We start from the raw sequence: 15,394 nt of genomic DNA, 5'->3' as shown, positions 1-15,394 counted from the left end.
GGTGGCCTATGACCTGGCCTGGTTCTGGAAGGTTGACCCCGAACAGATGCTGGCCAGGCCTTTGGATACGCTCCGGGAATCCCTGGAGCATGCGCAACGGATCAATGCGATGCAGCAGGTGCAGTGATGGCAGAAGCTCAGAAAGTAGAAAGTACCGCCGTGCGCCTGACCGGTATCGACCAGCTGTCGCCCAAGCTTGCTGCGTTGCAGGCCACCGTCGGGCGCTTCCGGCAGAACCTGGAACAGACCGGCCTCGGCAAGCTGGACATCGCTGGTTTGGTGAAAGGCGGTGGGCTGGCGGCGCCGTTTGTCAGCGGTATCAAATCGGCGTTGGCGTTCAAGGCTGAGGTCGGCGGGGTGAGTGCCGCCGTGGGGCGGGGCGTTACCGAAGCGGCGGCGCAGGGGATGAAGGATTTCAACGCGTCGCTGGACAAGGTCTCGGTGGCTTTTGGTACTGCACTGTTGCCGGCCGTCACGGCGGTGGTGGTCGGGCTGGAGCCGTTGCTGGCGTCGGTGGCCCAGGTGCTCACTGAAAATCCGCAACTGGTGCAGGGCCTGGCTGCCGGCGCGGTGGCGTTTACCGCGATACAGGCGGCCGTCACCGGCGTGTCTCAGGCACTGGGCTTGATGCAACTGGTGCTCAGCGCCAATCCGATTGTGCTGGTTGCCGTCGGCATTGCGGTGGCCGCGGGATTGATCGTCGCCAACTGGAAGCCGATATCGGCGTTTTTTGTCGGGCTTGGCGAGCGCGTGATGTCGGCGATTGGAACCCTGGGCGAGTTTTTTCAGACGGTCTTTGCGTTTCGTCCGCTGGAACAACTGATGCGCCTGTGGGGGCCGATCAGCGTTTTTTTTGCGGGGCTGTGGACGTCGCTGAAGGTGGCGGCGCAGCCGGTGATCGGCTTTTTCAAGACGCTGTTTTCCTGGTCGCCGATCGGGTTGGTCGTCGACAACTGGACGCCGTTGAGCGGTTTTTTTGCCGCGCTTTGGGACTTGCTCAAGGCGCTCAGCGTGCCGGTGGTCGAGTTCATGAAGAGCCTGTTCAGTTGGTCACCCTTGGGGCAAATCATTGCCAACTGGGGCGTGATCAGCGGGGTGTTTACGGCGATCTGGAGTGACTTCAAGCTCACCGCGCTGGCGGCCTTCACCGTCGTCAGCAGTTACTTCGACTGGTCACCCCTGGACAAGATCTCTGCCGTCTGGGGCACCGTCACCGGTGCATTTGCCTCGATCTGGAGCGATATCAAGTTGCAGGCCCAGGATGCCTTTGTGGTGTTGAGTGGCCTGTTCGACGATTGGCATCCGATGGAACAGCTCGAAGCCATGTGGGCGCCGGTACTGAGTTGGTTCACCGAGTTGTCGGAGAAGCTTGCGGTGATAACCGCGCCGATTCGCAAGCTGTTTGATGGTGGGCTGGGTGAAGCGATCAACCGGGCTACCGGCAGTGTGGTGGAGTTGACCACCGAGCAGCAGGCGCGCAATGCCGAAAGCGCGCGTAATCCATCCTGGTTTCGCAAGGGGCCTGAGTTGATTTCGCCGCTGGCGTCCAGCTCCAGTTCGCTGCTGCAACAAACCGCCGCCAACAACCGCACGCAGCTTAATGGCGACTTGCGGGTGAGCTTCGAGAATGCACCGGCTGGCCTGCGGGTCGACCAACCCCAGACCAACCAGCCCGGCCTGAGTGTCACTCCGCGTGTCGGCTACCGTTCCCTGTCCCTTGGAGGCTCCAATGAGCTGGCGTGATCGTTTGTTGCCGGCGTCGTTTCGTGGCGTCGGATTTTGGGTCGACCAGGCAAAAGTCCCGGTCGGCAAGAAGGGCCAGTTGCACGAGTACCCTCAGCGCGACCTGCCGTTCTTTGAAGGGCTCGGCCAGCAATCCAGGGTGCATGAGCTGACGGCGTTTGTGGTGGGCGAGGATTGCCTGGAGCAGCGCGACAAGTTGCTCAAGGCCCTGGAGGAGGGCGCCGGTGAGCTGGTGCACCCTTGGCTTGGACGGTTGCAGGTCAAGGTCGGCGAATGCGAGATGACCCAGACCCGTCAGGACGGCGGGCTGGTGACGTTTGCCCTGAAGTTCTATCCCGACGAGCCTTTGAAGTTTCCCACGGCAGCGGTCAATACCCGCCAGCTGTTGCTGGTGTCGGCCGATAGTTTGCTGGGTTCGGCAGTACTGCGTTTTGAGCAGGCCGTCGCGCTGGTGAAACAGGCGCGGGTGGGCATCCAGGCGTTGCGCAATGGGCTGGCAGAGGTTTACCAGGTGATTGAGCAGCAGTTTGCCCCACTGATTCAGTTGTATGGCGACCTGAATGCCTTGGTCAAAGCCATCAAGGACGTGCCCAAGGAGTTGAGCGCCGAGTTCAAGGGCCTGCTCGGCGATGTGAAGGAGCTGAAGGAGTTTGCCCGCACTGGCTACCGCGGCATGTTGGCCAACCTCTCGCAGCAGGTGGAAGCGGCGCGCAACATCGACGTGCCGAAGCTGACCACCGGCAAGGACAGCGTCGCGGCAGTGCAGGCTACTGCCAACCTCGTACAGGATGCGTTGTGGGTGAAGATCGCCCATTGGCTGGCGGACGTACCGGTGGCGACCAAACCGGTGACCCTCAGCACCACGCCGTCCCTGGCGCAACAGGCGGCACAGCCGGTGCAGCGCCGTGAGGTGCCGGTAGCTGACGATGTGCTGGTGCTGCGTGATCTTCTGAACGAAGCCATGTGGCAAGCCGCATTGAAGGCCGACGCCGGGCACTACGTTGCACTGAACGACTTGCGCCAACAGATGTTTACGCATCTGACGGCGGTGGCTTCGTCCGGTGTACGGCTGGTCAACCTGACGCCAATGCGCAGCATGCCGGCTTTGCTGTTGGCGTATCAGCGCTTTGGTGATGCGACGCGAGTGGGCGAGGTGGTGCAGCGCAATCGGGTGGCCCATCCGGGCTTCCTGCCGCCTGCCGATCTGCAAGTGGTCAGGGAGTAATCCATGAACGAGTCGGACAATGCCGTCACGCTGACGGTTGATGGCCTGGACTATGGCGGCTGGAAAAGCGTCGAAATCAGCGCCGACCTGGAACGCCAGTTTCGCACCTTCACCCTCAACATCACCTGGCAATGGCCCGGGCAAACCCTGGCGGTGCCAATCAAACCGGGTGCCCGCTGCCAGGTACGGATCGGTTGCGACCTGGTGCTCACCGGCTTTGTGTTCAAGGTGCCGGTCAGCTATGACGGCAAACAGATCAGCCTGAGTATCGAGGGCGGTTCGCTGACCCAGGACCTGGTGGACTGCGCCGCGATCAACCAGCCCGGCCAGTGGCGCGGGCAAAGTGTGCTGAGCATCGTGCATGCACTGACGGCTAGCTATGGCGTCGAGGTGCTCAGCGAGATTGCCGAGACCACCCGTTTGCATACTCACAGCATCGTGCCCGGCGAGACGGTATTTCAATCCATCGACCGCTTGCTGACGCTGTATCGGGTGTTCTCTACCGACGACGCGGACGGACGCCTGGTGTTGGCGTTGCCCGGCAGTGCAGGGCGCGCAAATGACAGCCTGGAGCTGGGCAAGAACATCCTTTCGGCGAATGCTCCGAGGGACTTTGGCTCGGTGTTTTCCGAGTACCGGGTCATCGGCCAGCACAAGGGCGATGATCAGAAAAGCGCGACGGCGGTGAGTGAGGTTTCAGGCATTTCCCGGGATGAAAAAGCCACGCGAAAACGCGTCACGGTGATCAGCGAACCGACGCAGTTGACGCCTGAGCTGGCTCAGCAACGCGCCGACTGGGAGCGTGCTACTCGCACTGGGAAGGCCCTGACTACCACCTACACCGTGCAAGGCTGGCGGCAGTCCAACGGCGATCTGTGGCGCCACAACCTGTTGGTGCGAGTGATCGATCCGGTGCTGGGTTTCGACCAGGACCTGCTGATCTCCAGGATTACTTATTCGCTTTCCGAGCAAGGTTCGATCACCACCCTGCAGGTGGCGCCGCCGTCCACCTTTGATGCCAATCCGTTGCCCTCTGCTTAACCCCAAGGAATTTCCATGAGCCTACTGACTCGCCTGCTGGCGCGCGGCACTGTCGTGCTCGCCCACTCGGCCACCAAGCTGCAATCGCTGCAAATGCGCCTGACCGCAGGCGAAGTGAACGACGACATGGAGCACTTCGAACCCTACGGTTTTACCAGCAACCCGTTGGCCGGTGCTGAAGGCATCGCCACGTTCCTGGGCGGCGACCGCTCCCACGCCATCGTGCTGGTGGTAGCGGACCGTCGCTATCGGTTGCAGTCCCTGGCACCGGGTGAAGTGGCGATCTACACCGACGAAGGCGACAAGGTTCACTTCAAGCGCGGGCGGGTGATCGACATTGAAACCGCCACCCTGAACATCCGCGCCAGCAGCGCCGTGAACATCGATACGCCGACCCTGACCCAGAGCGGCAAGATCATCTCCCAGGGCGACCAGATTGCCGGCGGTATCAGCCAGATCCGGCACGTGCATGTGGGCGTACAGCCCGGCAATGGCCAGACCGGCGCGCCGGCGGGAGGCCAGTGATGTTTGTCTCCGACAACCTGAAAAATGCCCTGACCCGTTCGGTGCTGATCAGCCTGTTCACCTGGCGCCGTGCCGCGCCGGACGATGCCGTTGACGATGACGAGCGCTTCGGCTGGTGGGGCGACAGTTTTCCCAGCGTGGCCGACGACCGTATCGGCTCAAGGCTGTGGCTGCTGCGCCGGGTCAAGCTGACCCGCCAGACGCAACTGGACGCCGAATTCTATGCCCGCGAAGCCCTGCAATGGCTGATCGACGATGGGCATTGCAGCGCCATCGAAGTCCTCAGTGAACGCCTCGACGCCCAGCGCCTCAACCTGCGCACGCAGCTGACCCTGGCCGACGGCGAGCGCCTGGACATCAACCCTGATAACAGTTGGCAGGTGATCTATGCCGTTTGAAACCTCTTCGCTGCCGGTGCTGATCAAACGCATCCAAAGCGACCTGGCCAGCGACTCGCTGCGCCAGTCCGATGCCCAGGTCCTGGCGCGTACCCTGAGTGGTGCGGCGTTCGGCCTGTACGGTTATCTCGATTGGATCGCTGAGCAGATCCTGCCGGATACCGCTGATGAATCCACCCTGGAGCGCATTGCCGCGTTGCGCTTGAACCAGGCGCGCAAGGCCGCGGTGGCGGCCACTGGCAGCGTGAGTTTTACCGCCGCGGCGGGCGCGGTGCTGGATGTGGACACGCTGCTGCAAGCCAGTGATGGCCGCAGCTTCAAAGTCACTGCTGCCGGTACAACCCACGCGGGCCTCAACACCACCACGGTGCAGGCGATGGACGCCGGCGCGCTGGGTAATGCCGACGCCGGGCTGAGCCTGGTTGCGGTGCAGCCGCTGCAAGGTATCGGCTCGACCTTTACCGTGCTGGCGCCGGGGCTGACCGGCGGTGTGGGGCGGGAAACCCTGGAGTCGCTGCGGGCGCGGGTGATTCGTTCCTACCGGGTTATTCCCCAGGGCGGTTCGGCGCAGGATTACGAGACCTGGTCACTCGAAGTGCCCGGGATTACCCGCGCGTGGCGTCGCGGCAATTACCTCGGGCCGGGGACGGTAGGGGTGTTCGTGATGCGTGATGACGATCCGCAGCCGATCCCGAATGCAGCGCAGTTGGCGCAGGTGCAAGCCCATATCGAACCACTGCGGCCGGTGACGGCTGATGTGTATGTGTTGGCGCCCGTGATGAAGCCGGTGGCTTATCAGCTGCGGCTGACACCCGACACCAGCGCCGTGCGGGCGGCGGTCGAGGCCCAACTGCGGGACTTGCACAACCGCGAGGCGGGGCTGGGTGAGACCTTGCTGCTGACCCATATCGCCGAAGCCATCAGCACTGCGACCGGTGAGACCGATCACAAACTGACAAGCCCGCTGGCGGACGTTACGGCAGCGACGAATCAGTTGCTGGTGTTCGGAGGTATCACATGGCTGGAGTAAGGACCGCTGGCCAGTATCAAGAACAACTGATCGCCTTGTTGCCCAGCGGTCCGGCCTGGGATCTGGAGACGGTACCGCAGTTGGAGACGGTGCTCAAAGGCATCGCCGAAGAACTCACGCGCATCGACGCCCGGGCCTGCGACCTGCAAAACGAGATGGACCCGGTGACGGTCAGCGAACTGGTGCCCGAGTGGGAAAGGGTGATGCAACTGCCCGACCCTTGCCTGGGCGTGAGCCCGCTGTACGACGACCGTCGCCTGGCGGTGCGTCGACGCTTGTTGGCGGTGGGCAGCCAGCGTGCGGCGTACTACATCGAAATCGCCCGCAGCCAGGGTTATCCGGACGCCAGTGTCACTGAACATCGCGCCCCGCGCATGGGGCGCTCGCGCTTCGGCGCTGCGCATTTTGGCACCTGGCAGGCGCACTTCATGTGGACCCTCAACACCGGCGGCCGCCAGCACCTGGGCCGACGGTTTGGGGCGAGTTATTGGGGAGAGCGGTTTGGCGTCAACCCGGGGAACGCCCTGGAGTGCCTGATTCATCGCAGCGCACCTGCTCATACGCAGGTGCACATCAATTATGACTAGAGGATAGAAGCGTGGATTATCCAAAGAGTGTGCCCAGCGTTGGGCTGGTGAATGGCAAGTTTGTGGATGAAAACCCGGTGACGGGGACGCCGGGGAGTTTGATTCCGGCGGCGTGGGGGAATGGGGTTACGCAGGAGATTTTGAATGTGCTGGCGGCGGCGGGGATTGTTCCGGATGAGCTGAAAGCTGATCAACTGTCGGCGGCGATTTCAAAGATAGTCGCTTCGGGCGTTACGTGGTCCCTGCTTTCCGGTAAACCGACAACGCTGGCGGGATATGGAATTACGGACGCGGTGGCGGTTGGGCAATATGGCTTGGGTGCAAATGTAGCTCCCAGAATTGCTATTGATACAGTGGGTTTGCCAGGCGGGTTTTACTCTTACCTCGATGGTAATACCAGTTTTGGCAACTATGTCGGCTTGGTAAATATCCCATATACCACAGGGGCTTATGCCGGACAGTTAGGGTTTCAGCATGGAAACCCGGATACCGTAGTCTTTGTCCGTGGCTGTGATCAAAGTGGTAAATGGACGCCTACTCGACAGTTATGGCATGACGGAAATCTTAAACCGGGCGATATGTTTCCTGTGGGCACCACTATTCAATATGCGGGCCCTTATCCACCGGCAGGCTTCTTGAAAGAGAACGGTGCAGAAGTTTCACGGACTGTGTACGCAAAGCTGTTTGCAGCCATCGGGACGTTCTATGGTCCTGGAGACGGCGCCACTACGTTTAATGTGCCTGATAGTCGAGGTGAATTTATTCGCGGGTTTGATGATGGCCGCGGGATTGACCCACAACGTGTACTGGGGTCGTTGCAATTGGATGCGATGCAGGGACACTGGCATGGGCCACGTCCGGGTACCACGCTAAATGGTAGTCCCGGCAGCTGGAACGCAAGCAACGGTACTAATGGTGGCTACAACATTGGCAGTACGGGGGACCCTGTTACTAACGGGGTAAATGGAATTCCAAGAACCAGTAATGAGACCCGCCCCCGTAACACTTCTCGTCTAATGTGCATCAAGTACTGAGGTTATTTATGACTAATTCTGCTCCTATGCTTTATCAGGCACACCCGGTGACCGGAGAGTATATAGGTCCTGTATTTGCCGATTCGGATCCGCTAATTGAAGGGGGTTGGCTCATTCCAGCCATGGCTTTTACTGAAGCTCCTCCAGCAGTAGAGCCTGGTTATGTTGCTGTAAATGTGAAGGGCTCTGAGCATGTGTGGAGTTTGACCCCTGACATGCGCGGTACTGTTTATCGCATCGATAGCGGTGAGGAAACCAACTGGCAGCAGTTGGGTGAACTGCCGGCTGAATTTACGCCTCTTCAACGTCCAAGCATTAATCACACTTGGAATGGTTCCAATTGGTCGCTTGATGAACAGGCAAAAAATCGTAAAGAGTGTGAGTCTGAACGTCTCTGGCGGGATCTGGAAATTGACAACACTCAGTGGCTACGAGAGCGCCACCGCGACGAGTCGGATCTGAAGCTGGATACGACTCTGACAGAAGCTCAGTTTGCGCAACTGTTGGCTTATCTCCAGTCCTTGCGTGACTGGCCGCAGCACTCAAAGTTTCCGACCTTTGAGTTTCGTCCCAAAGCGCCGGATTGGATAATTGAGTTCCAGTAGGGCCGGAGGGTCTGCCATGCCGCTCGTTCAAAATGATATTGCGCGAATCATGCCCAACGCCCGCTCCCAAGCGGGCGTTTTCATATGCGCTCTCAACACTGCAATGTTCCACCATCAAATTACCACTCCCAAACGCATCGCCGCTTTCCTAGCTCAAATTGGCCACGAATCCGGCGAACTGCGTTACGTACGTGAATTGGGCAGCGATCAATACCTGAGCAAATACGACACCGGCAGCCTGGCTGCCCGACTCGGCAACTCCCCGAAGCCGATGGCGACGGCCAGAAGTATCGCGGCCGTGGCCTGATCCAGCTCACCGGACGGCGCAACTACCTGGCGTGCAGCCAGGCGTTGTTCGGTGATGAGCGTCTGTTGCAGCAACCGGAGTTGTTGGAGCAGCCGCAATGGGCGTGCGAATCCGCCGCGTGGTTCTGGCAGAGCAATGGCTTGAACGAGCTGGCCGACAACGACCAGTTCACCACCATCACCCGGCGCATCAATGGCGGTCTTAATGGTCTGGATAACCGTCTGCAGTTGTGGGCGCGGGCAAAGGCGGTGCTATGGGTTTCCTGACGTCGTACCGCCTGCTTGGTTTTTTGCTGTCGTTGGCGGTTTCGGCAGCAATTGCATGGCAGGTACAGGCTTGGCGGTACGGCACGCAACTGGAGCGACTGGAGGCTCTGCACGCCGAAGCGCAAAGCCAGCAACAACAGGCCGAACAGGACAAACGGCTGGCACTGGAGCAACAACTCAGTGCCAGCGACCAACAACACGCCCGGGAGCTTTCCGATGCACAACGTGATCAGGCTCACCTGCGGGATCGCCTGGCCACTGCTGATGTGCGGTTGTCAGTCCTTCTCGACGCCAGCGACCCCGCCAACGGGTGCGCAATGCCAGCCACCGCCGCCCCCGGCGGCGTGGTTCATGCAGCCCCGCGAGCCCGACTTGACCCGGCGCATGCTCAACGAATTATCGCCATCACCGACGACGGCGATAACGCACTGATCGCCTTGCGCGCCTGCCAGGCATATGTCCGGGCCGTCGCGCGTTAGTCTCTTGTAACTTGCATGGCCCATGGGCTCCTGTAGGGTAGGCAAACGCCCGCGCACTCCAGGAGACGACCGTGAAGGAAATTACTCAACTCGCCGCTGAACTTGGCCGACGCTTGCAGGTTCTGAATGCCCACGTCACCACGGCCGAGTCCTGTACCGGCGGCGGTATCGCCGAGGCGATCACGCGGATTCCCGGCAGTTCGGCCTGGTTCGAAGCCGGTTACGTCACGTATTCCAATCGCCAGAAGACCCGGCAGTTGAATGTGCCGGAAGCCTTGTTCCCGAAAGTCGGTGCCGTCAGCCGCGAAGTGGTGGAAGCCATGGTCCGCGGCGCCCAGGAGAAAAGCCTGGCGCGTTTTGCCGTGGCGGTCAGCGGCGTGGCCGGCCCCGATGGTGGTTCGCCGGACAAGCCGGTGGGCACCGTATGGCTGGCCTTTGGGGTTGGCGATGAGGTTACCGCCGAGCTCGAACACTTCCCCGGCAACCGCGACGAGGTCCGCCGACAAACGGTAAAGGCCGCGCTAGAGGGCTTGTTGCGACGAGCTGCAGCAGAAATAGAAAATCAGGGGTAGGCGATCACGGATCTTTGTGGAACAATACTGTCTACTTATACAGGTGTTGGCCGCCAGGCCTTATTGATTACGTGAGGACTTTAATGGACGACAACAAGAAGAAAGCCTTGGCTGCGGCCCTGGGTCAGATCGAACGTCAATTCGGCAAGGGTGCCGTAATGCGTATGGGCGATCACGACCGTCAGGCGATCCCGGCTATTTCCACTGGCTCTCTGGGTCTGGACATCGCGCTCGGCATTGGCGGCCTGCCAAAAGGCCGTATCGTTGAAATCTACGGTCCTGAATCTTCCGGTAAAACCACCCTGACCCTGTCGGTGATTGCCCAGGCACAAAAAATGGGCGCCACCTGTGCGTTCGTCGATGCCGAGCACGCCCTGGATCCTGAATACGCCGGCAAGCTGGGCGTCAACGTTGACGACCTGCTGGTTTCGCAACCGGACACCGGTGAGCAAGCGCTGGAAATCACCGACATGCTGGTGCGCTCCAACGCCATCGACGTGATCGTGGTCGACTCCGTGGCAGCCCTGGTACCGAAGGCTGAAATCGAAGGCGAAATGGGCGACATGCACGTGGGCCTGCAAGCCCGTCTGATGTCCCAGGCCCTGCGTAAAATCACCGGTAACATCAAGAATGCCAACTGCCTGGTGATCTTCATCAACCAGATCCGGATGAAGATCGGCGTGATGTTCGGCAGCCCGGAAACCACCACCGGTGGTAACGCGCTGAAGTTCTACGCTTCGGTCCGTCTGGACATCCGTCGTACCGGCGCGGTGAAGGAAGGTGACGAGGTTGTTGGTAGCGAAACCCGCGTTAAAGTCGTGAAGAACAAGGTGGCTCCGCCGTTCCGTCAGGCCGAGTTCCAGATTCTCTACGGCAAGGGTATCTACCTGAACGGCGAGATGATCGACCTGGGCGTGCTGCACGGTTTCGTTGAGAAGTCCGGTGCCTGGTATGCCTACAACGGCAGCAAGATCGGTCAGGGCAAGGCCAACTCGGCCAAGTTCCTGGCAGACAACCCGGATATCGCGGCCACGCTCGAGAAGCAGATTCGCGACAAGCTGCTGACCGCTGCACCGGACGTGAAAGCTGCCGCCAATCGTGAGCCGGTTGAAGAAGTCGAAGAAGTCGACACTGACATCTGAAGCAAACGATGACCGTTGTCCTGGATACACTCGTCGCCGTAAGGCGCACTGCAATGGACCTGCTCGCACGGCGCGAGCACGGTCGTGTCGAGCTGACGCGCAAACTGCGGCAGCGCGGGGCAGATCCCGAGATGATCGACACAGCCCTTGACCGTTTGACGGAAGAAGGGCTGCTGTCGGAATCCCGTTACCTCGAAAGTTTTGTTTCCTACCGAGCCCGATCCGGCTATGGCCCGGCACGCATTCGTGAAGAGCTGAGCCAGCGTGGCCTGCAACGTGCTGATATTGAACTCGCCTTGCGTGAGTGCGGCATCAGCTGGCAGGCGCAATTGGAAGATACCTGGCGCCGCAAGTTTGCCGGTCATCTGCCCATTGATGCGCGGGAGCGGGCGAAGCAAGGTCGCTTCCTGAGTTACCGTGGATTCTCGATGGAGATGATCAGCCGCCTGTTGAGCGGTCGGGACATGGATGACTGAAGGCTGCGCCTGGTAAATGGTTGCTCTGATTATTGCGGGGCCTGGTGTGGCGAGGGAGCTTGCTCCCGCTGGGCTGCGCAGCGGCCCCAACCTGCGCATCGTTCTACCGGACACAACCCAAAAGGCCCGCTATGAAAATAGCGGGCCTTTTTGCGTTTCAGGGGCAGATCACGCCGTCTCCGTCACCCGCTGCTGCGTTTTCCCCTGAGCCTGGGCCCAGTTCTCCGGCAAGTTGATGTAGTCCACCAATTCCCGCAGCCGTCCCTGATCGCGCCCATTGAAGTTGAACACCAGCCGCGTCAGGTGGCTGAAGCTTGGCTCGTCATGCTCCTCGCCAACGTACGCCGTTTGCTGGAACTCCCCACTCAGCCGCAGGCTGGCAAACGCCTCTTGCAGGTGAGCCAGTGCACGGTCGCTCAACGGATGATGCATGCGAATCACAAACTGGCGCTTCAGCCAGCGCGTGGAGTGGAAGTTGGCGTAGAACTGGTTGATCTCTTCCACCGCCTCTTCAGCGCTGTACACCAGGCGCACCAGCTTGAGGTCGGTGGGCAGGATGTAGCGATTGGCTTCAAGCTGGCTGCGGATAAAGTCCAGGGCCCCTTGCCAGAAGCTGCCACCCGGTGCGTCCAGCAGTACCACCGGAACCAGCGGGCTTTTGCCGGTCTGGATCAGGGTGAGTACTTCCAGCGCTTCATCCAGGGTGCCAAAGCCGCCCGGACACAAGATCAGGGCGTCGGCTTCCTTGACGAAAAACAGCTTGCGGGTAAAGAAGAAGTGGAAGGACAGCAGGTTCTCGGTGCCATCGATGGTCGGGTTGGCATGCTGTTCAAACGGCAGGGTGATATTGAACCCCAGGCTATGTTGCAGGCCGGCCCCTTCGTGGGCAGCGGCCATGATGCCGCCGCCGCCGCCGGTAATCACCATCAGGTCCGAGCGGGCCAGAACCGCGCCCACTTCCCGGGCCAATGCGTACAGTGGGCTTTCCACCGGCGTACGCGCCGAGCCGAACACGGTGACTTTGCGGCGTCCCTTGAACTGTTCGAGTACGCGGAAGGCGTGGTCCAGTTCGCGGATCGCCTGGAGGGTGATCTTGGCGTTCCAGCGGCTGCGGTCGTCCTGGGCCATGCGCAACACGGTGAAGATCATGTCGCGATAAAGGGGGATATTTGGGCTGTTGGGCGCAATCAGGTGGAGTTGCGCGTCGACCTGCTGCGTGAGGTCGGTGCCGTTTTCTTCAAATTGATGGATCAGGAGTTCATTCGGTTCGTAAGGCATTCAACTTCTCCTTCTTCACAGAACCCTGGGTACCGGCGAGAAATTCGTCGGGACCACGACACTGCATGTGTCGCTGCCTCTGCTTAACGAGGTGGGCGAAACCGGTTCTGTATGTTCCTTATGTTTAAAAACCTTTGCACTGCACGCACAGGAGGGCAACCCTCTTTTGCCCTGAAAATGTTACAAAACGGTGTGAAAACCCGCTGTTTCAGGCTTTCGGGATGAATTGATCATGAGCCTATAAAGTCTTGGCTGGCAACCGCTTATTGATCACTTGTGAGGGAGTTTAGACGCTGCCGCGAGCGGGCAAGGGCGAATGGTTCAGAGGGGCATTTTGGGCGCCGCTGGTCAGCGGCGCGCGAAAGGGGGCATCGCTTACTTTTTCTTCTTTGCGGCAGCCGGCGCAGGGCAGTCAGCTTCCTGGAACTTCACCGACGCCACCGGGCGGTTGGTTTTGTTCTCGGTAATGTCGTAGCGCATGATCGCGCCCTTGGCCATCAGCTCGCGATAACCCTTGTTGAGGCACACGCTTTGTCCCAGCTGGAAGTACACCGCCTTGGGATTGGCGCGCATTTGTTCGGCACGGTCCGGCAGTACGCTGAGATGATCGATCAGCTGCAAGCCTTCAACGGTGTAGGCCACTTCCAGGGTCTTGTCGTCAATTTCCCGTGGCAGGTCCTTGTTGCTTTCCTCTGCGACGCTTTGCAGCTTCTTGTTCAGTTGAGCCTCCAGCAGCGAGGCCGCTTGAGCGCCCAAGGGCAAGATCAGCGCCAGGGCGACGGACGGAACTAGAACACGTGGCATAAGACGCAGCATGAAACTCTCCTGATTCGGTTACTGGTGCATAGACCAGCCACTGCGCTGTGCGTTCAGTGGCGCGGGATTATAGGTGACCGCTTGCCACTACGGCCAGCGTATTACCGGGAAGTGCAGGTGGGCGCGGGCGCCTCTGGTAAACTGCGGCAACTTTTGCCTTCCCGAGTTCTATCCGTGTCGATTTCCACTTTCCGGCGGCGCACCCGATGAGCCATGCCGTTTCCCGCTTGCGCACCCAGCGCCTGGCCCGCGCCGTAAAGCCCTTTGTTGCGCGGGGCTCGCGTGCCGAGCGCTGCCCCGGCTGCCGGGTGATTCCCGAGTACTGCCTGTGCGCCTGGCGGCCCAAGGTCGAGGCGAAATCCGCCATGTGCCTGTTGATGCACGACGTAGAACCCATGAAACCCAGCAATACCGGCTGGCTGATTGCCGATGTGATCAACGACACCACCGCGTTCCCCTGGTCGCGAACCGAAGTCGAGCCCGAGTTGCTGACCTTGCTCGCCGACCCGCAATGGCAGCCTTACATCGTGTTCCCCGGCGAATTCGTGGCGCCGGAGCGAGTGGTCAATCAGGTCAAGCTGGAGGAGGGCAAGCGCCCGCTGTTCATCCTGCTGGACGGTACCTGGAGCGAAGCGCGCAAGATGTTCCGCAAGAGCCCGTATCTGGAGCACTTGCCGGTGCTGAGCCTGGCGCCCGAGCAACTGTCGCGCTACAAACTGCGCCGCTCCAAGCGTGATGATCACTTCTGCACCGCCGAAGTGGCTGCGCTGTGCCTGGAACTGGCCGAAGACCTGGCCGCCAGCGAAGTGCTGGATGCTTATCTGGACGTGTTCAGCACCCACTACCTGGCCGCCAAGTTTCAGCTGGCACTGGACCCGGCCGACATCGTCCATACTCGTCTTGCACCTTATCTATAGGGGTCATGGCCAGCCGACCTTTGCATGATGGCCGCGTAAACGCGCAGCCCGCTAAAATAGCCACGGGCGTAGCGCTTGACCACCCAGGCTACGCTGGGCATGCTTGGCGCCGATTGGGGCGCTGTCACAGATTGGATACGTCGTTTTTTGACGTTGAGCGCGCCCTTTGGTGACTGCTGGCCTGGCAGCCACCTTGCGCGTTGGCGAGCACTGAACCCATCAGTGCCCCCTAAAAAACAGGATCATTTAATAAATGGCCACATACGAAATCCTGATTGCCGATGACCACCCGCTGTTTCGCAGCGCGCTGCACCAGGCGGTCACGCTGGGCCTGGGGCCGGATGTACGCCTCGTCGAAGTCGCCAGCATTGCCGAGCTGGAAACCCGCCTCACCGAAAAATCCGATTGGGACCTGGTCCTGCTGGACCTGAACATGCCCGGTGCCTATGGTTTTTCCGGGCTGGTGCTGCTGCGCGGGCAATACCCGCAGATTCCGGTGGTGATGGTCTCGGCCCAGGAAGAGGCCTCGGTGGTGGTGCGCTCCAAGGAGTTCGGCGCCAGTGGTTTCATTCCCAAATCCAGTTCAATGGAAGACATCCAGAAAGCCGTGCGCACGGTGCTGGACGGCGACGTCTCCTGGCCACCGCAAGCCTTTGAAGAGATCAATGTCTCGGACGAAGCCAAGGCCGCCCGCGATGGCCTGGCCAGCCTGACGCCCCAGCAGTTCCGCGTGCTGACCATGGTCTGTGAAGGCCTGCTGAACAAGCAGATTGCCTATGAGTTGAGTGTGTCGGAAGCGACCATCAAGGCTCACGTCACGGCGATTTTCCGCAAGCTGGGCGTACGTACGCGAACCCAGGCGGCGCTGCTCTTGCAACAACTTGAGTCAATTTCGCAGCACTAAGACGCTGTTCATTCACGTTTTTTTGACTTTGCTTGCTCTAGTTTCCCCA

At 60.3% G+C, this 15,394-nt stretch carries 18 protein-coding genes and 1 pseudogene; 17 read left to right on the top strand and 2 right to left on the bottom strand.

Annotated features, from left to right (window positions below; all coding sequences use genetic code 11):
- Position 1 precedes the first annotated feature (1 nt).
- From JFV30_RS33470 to recX, 15 genes and pseudogenes are all read left to right on the top strand, one after another.
- Positions 2-127 (top strand): hypothetical protein, encoded by a 126-nt coding sequence (locus JFV30_RS33470; protein ID WP_010170085.1) that lies wholly within the window; start codon positions 2-4, stop codon positions 125-127.
- Positions 127-1,743 carry a hypothetical protein gene (locus tag JFV30_RS22675; protein WP_201125226.1) on the top strand — a complete coding sequence of 539 codons (1,617 nt, stop codon included), beginning with the start codon at positions 127-129 and terminating at the stop codon, positions 1,741-1,743. Before JFV30_RS33470 ends, JFV30_RS22675 begins: the two co-directional genes overlap by 1 nt.
- On the top strand, positions 1,730-2,968 hold the full coding sequence (locus tag JFV30_RS22670) for a DNA circularization protein (protein WP_201125225.1): 1,239 nt from the start codon (positions 1,730-1,732) through the stop codon (positions 2,966-2,968). The genes JFV30_RS22675 and JFV30_RS22670 overlap by 14 nt, the downstream gene beginning before the upstream one ends.
- A 3-nt stretch (positions 2,969-2,971) precedes the next feature.
- The gene (locus tag JFV30_RS22665) at positions 2,972-4,009 is read left to right on the top strand and encodes a phage baseplate assembly protein (protein ID WP_201125224.1); all 1,038 of its coding nucleotides are present in this window, start codon (positions 2,972-2,974) and stop codon (positions 4,007-4,009) included.
- 15 nt (positions 4,010-4,024) lie between these two features.
- Positions 4,025-4,534, top strand: coding sequence for a phage baseplate assembly protein V (locus tag JFV30_RS22660; RefSeq protein ID WP_010170077.1), 510 nt, complete (start codon positions 4,025-4,027; stop codon positions 4,532-4,534).
- Positions 4,534-4,932: a phage GP46 family protein gene (locus tag JFV30_RS22655; RefSeq protein ID WP_010170074.1), complete on the top strand. Its 399-nt coding sequence runs from the start codon at positions 4,534-4,536 to the stop codon at positions 4,930-4,932. Before JFV30_RS22660 ends, JFV30_RS22655 begins: the two co-directional genes overlap by 1 nt.
- Complete coding sequence (locus JFV30_RS22650; protein WP_201125223.1) at positions 4,922-5,962, top strand: baseplate J/gp47 family protein; 1,041 nt, start codon at positions 4,922-4,924, stop codon at positions 5,960-5,962. Before JFV30_RS22655 ends, JFV30_RS22650 begins: the two co-directional genes overlap by 11 nt.
- A complete protein-coding gene (locus JFV30_RS22645) occupies positions 5,950-6,549 on the top strand; it encodes a YmfQ family protein (RefSeq protein WP_010170071.1) in 600 nt (199 codons plus the stop codon). The genes JFV30_RS22650 and JFV30_RS22645 overlap by 13 nt, the downstream gene beginning before the upstream one ends.
- Positions 6,550-6,560: 11 nt before the next feature.
- Positions 6,561-7,583 carry a tail fiber protein gene (locus JFV30_RS22640; RefSeq protein ID WP_201125222.1) on the top strand — a complete coding sequence of 341 codons (1,023 nt, stop codon included), beginning with the start codon at positions 6,561-6,563 and terminating at the stop codon, positions 7,581-7,583.
- 8 nt (positions 7,584-7,591) lie between these two features.
- Positions 7,592-8,188 carry a phage tail assembly chaperone gene (locus tag JFV30_RS22635; protein WP_201125221.1) on the top strand — a complete coding sequence of 199 codons (597 nt, stop codon included), beginning with the start codon at positions 7,592-7,594 and terminating at the stop codon, positions 8,186-8,188.
- A 49-nt stretch (positions 8,189-8,237) separates the two neighbouring features.
- Positions 8,238-8,761, top strand: a pseudogene (locus tag JFV30_RS22630) (glycoside hydrolase family 19 protein).
- Positions 8,749-9,240 carry a lysis system i-spanin subunit Rz gene (locus tag JFV30_RS22625; RefSeq protein ID WP_201125220.1) on the top strand — a complete coding sequence of 164 codons (492 nt, stop codon included), beginning with the start codon at positions 8,749-8,751 and terminating at the stop codon, positions 9,238-9,240. Before JFV30_RS22630 ends, JFV30_RS22625 begins: the two are co-directional and overlap by 13 nt.
- Positions 9,241-9,311: 71 nt before the next feature.
- Complete coding sequence (locus tag JFV30_RS22620; protein ID WP_010170066.1) at positions 9,312-9,812, top strand: CinA family protein; 501 nt, start codon at positions 9,312-9,314, stop codon at positions 9,810-9,812.
- An 83-nt stretch (positions 9,813-9,895) separates the two neighbouring features.
- Positions 9,896-10,954, top strand: coding sequence for a recombinase RecA (gene recA, locus JFV30_RS22615; RefSeq protein ID WP_010170065.1), 1,059 nt, complete (start codon positions 9,896-9,898; stop codon positions 10,952-10,954).
- A gap of 8 nt (positions 10,955-10,962) precedes the next feature.
- A complete protein-coding gene (recX, locus tag JFV30_RS22610) occupies positions 10,963-11,430 on the top strand; it encodes a recombination regulator RecX (RefSeq protein WP_010170064.1) in 468 nt (155 codons plus the stop codon).
- A 168-nt stretch (positions 11,431-11,598) separates the two neighbouring features.
- On the opposite strand, the gene JFV30_RS22605 is transcribed toward recX, so the two are convergent.
- A complete protein-coding gene (locus tag JFV30_RS22605) occupies positions 11,599-12,708 on the bottom strand; it encodes an LOG family protein (RefSeq protein WP_201125219.1) in 1,110 nt (369 codons plus the stop codon).
- A gap of 375 nt (positions 12,709-13,083) precedes the next feature.
- A complete protein-coding gene (locus JFV30_RS22600) occupies positions 13,084-13,524 on the bottom strand; it encodes a PA3611 family quorum-sensing-regulated virulence factor (RefSeq protein WP_010170062.1) in 441 nt (146 codons plus the stop codon).
- A gap of 206 nt (positions 13,525-13,730) precedes the next feature.
- On the opposite strand from JFV30_RS22600, the gene JFV30_RS22595 reads away from it, so the two are divergent.
- Together JFV30_RS22595 and erdR are read left to right on the top strand one after the other, a co-directional pair.
- Positions 13,731-14,441, top strand: a complete 711-nt coding sequence (locus JFV30_RS22595; RefSeq protein WP_201125218.1) for a tRNA-uridine aminocarboxypropyltransferase — start codon at positions 13,731-13,733, stop codon at positions 14,439-14,441.
- Between the two features lie 253 nt (positions 14,442-14,694).
- Positions 14,695-15,345 (top strand): response regulator transcription factor ErdR, encoded by a 651-nt coding sequence (erdR, locus tag JFV30_RS22590; RefSeq protein WP_003208636.1) that lies wholly within the window; start codon positions 14,695-14,697, stop codon positions 15,343-15,345.
- The last annotated feature ends 49 nt before the right edge of the window (positions 15,346-15,394 follow it).

This window comes from Pseudomonas sp. TH32 (assembly GCF_016650855.1).
GTDB lineage: Bacteria > Pseudomonadota > Gammaproteobacteria > Pseudomonadales > Pseudomonadaceae > Aquipseudomonas.
The sequence above is the reverse complement of the archived record's forward strand: the minus strand, read 5'-3'. Positions and strand labels throughout refer to the sequence as shown.

Excerpts from the sequence above, each read along its gene's own strand:
- JFV30_RS22675 (WP_201125226.1), top strand. The coding sequence starts at position 127 with ATGGCAGAAGCTCAGAAAGTAGAAAGTACCGCCGTGCGCCTGACCGGT.
- JFV30_RS22670 (WP_201125225.1), top strand. The coding sequence starts at position 1,730 with ATGAGCTGGCGTGATCGTTTGTTGCCGGCGTCGTTTCGTGGCGTCGGA.
- JFV30_RS22665 (WP_201125224.1), top strand. The coding sequence starts at position 2,972 with ATGAACGAGTCGGACAATGCCGTCACGCTGACGGTTGATGGCCTGGAC.
- JFV30_RS22660 (WP_010170077.1), top strand. The coding sequence starts at position 4,025 with ATGAGCCTACTGACTCGCCTGCTGGCGCGCGGCACTGTCGTGCTCGCC.
- JFV30_RS22655 (WP_010170074.1), top strand. The coding sequence starts at position 4,534 with ATGTTTGTCTCCGACAACCTGAAAAATGCCCTGACCCGTTCGGTGCTG.
- JFV30_RS22650 (WP_201125223.1), top strand. The coding sequence starts at position 4,922 with ATGCCGTTTGAAACCTCTTCGCTGCCGGTGCTGATCAAACGCATCCAA.
- JFV30_RS22645 (WP_010170071.1), top strand. The coding sequence starts at position 5,950 with ATGGCTGGAGTAAGGACCGCTGGCCAGTATCAAGAACAACTGATCGCC.
- JFV30_RS22635 (WP_201125221.1), top strand. The coding sequence starts at position 7,592 with ATGACTAATTCTGCTCCTATGCTTTATCAGGCACACCCGGTGACCGGA.
- JFV30_RS22625 (WP_201125220.1), top strand. The coding sequence starts at position 8,749 with ATGGGTTTCCTGACGTCGTACCGCCTGCTTGGTTTTTTGCTGTCGTTG.
- recA (WP_010170065.1), top strand. The coding sequence starts at position 9,896 with ATGGACGACAACAAGAAGAAAGCCTTGGCTGCGGCCCTGGGTCAGATC.
- recX (WP_010170064.1), top strand. The coding sequence starts at position 10,963 with ATGACCGTTGTCCTGGATACACTCGTCGCCGTAAGGCGCACTGCAATG.
- JFV30_RS22605 (WP_201125219.1), bottom strand. The coding sequence starts at position 12,708 with ATGCCTTACGAACCGAATGAACTCCTGATCCATCAATTTGAAGAAAAC.
- JFV30_RS22600 (WP_010170062.1), bottom strand. The coding sequence starts at position 13,524 with ATGCTGCGTCTTATGCCACGTGTTCTAGTTCCGTCCGTCGCCCTGGCG.
- JFV30_RS22595 (WP_201125218.1), top strand. The coding sequence starts at position 13,731 with ATGAGCCATGCCGTTTCCCGCTTGCGCACCCAGCGCCTGGCCCGCGCC.
- erdR (WP_003208636.1), top strand. The coding sequence starts at position 14,695 with ATGGCCACATACGAAATCCTGATTGCCGATGACCACCCGCTGTTTCGC.